The sequence below is a fragment of the Actinomadura formosensis NBRC 14204 genome, assembly GCF_001552155.1.
In the GTDB taxonomy this organism is placed as follows: domain Bacteria; phylum Actinomycetota; class Actinomycetes; order Streptosporangiales; family Streptosporangiaceae; genus Spirillospora; species Spirillospora formosensis.
In genome coordinates this window covers 1-501 of the sequence record NZ_BCQQ01000339.1, presented here as the reverse complement: position 1 = coordinate 501, position 501 = coordinate 1, and the positions used below count along the sequence as shown (strand labels likewise).

At 70.3% G+C, this 501-nt stretch carries 1 protein-coding gene; it reads left to right on the top strand.

What is annotated here, in order from left to right; all coding sequences use genetic code 11:
• On the top strand, positions 1 to 501 hold a 501-nt coding region (locus tag AF1_RS32830), incomplete at both ends, for an acyl carrier protein (protein ID WP_169804080.1).

The following is a 501-nucleotide window of genomic DNA, read 5'->3' as shown; positions in this document are numbered from 1 at the left end:
CCGGAATGCACCCGCTCACCGACGAGCAGGGCCTCGCACTCCTCGACGCCGCGCTCCAGCTGGACACACCACACCTGATCGCGACGCCCATCACCGCCGCGACCACCGAGCACAACTCGTCACCGCTCCTGCGCGGCCTGGCGCCGCGCGGACGTCGCGCGTCCTCCTCCTCGTCCTCGACGAACGCACTCGCGCAGCAGCTCGCTCAACTGAACCCGGAGCAGCAGCTGGAGCACCTGCTCAAAGTCGTCCGCGATCAGGCGGCAGCCGTCCTGGGGCATTCCACGGCCGGGACGATCGTCGCCGACCGGCCGTTCAAGGAGCTCGGCTTCGACTCACTCACGGCCGTCGAGCTGCGCAACCGCATCACCAGCGCGACGCAACTCCGCCTGCCCCCGACGCTGATCTTCGACCATCCGACTCCGACGGCGCTGGCCGGTCATCTGCAGAACAGGCTCGCCGAGCGTCCCACCGGAGCCGCGACGGCGAAGCGGAGCACCG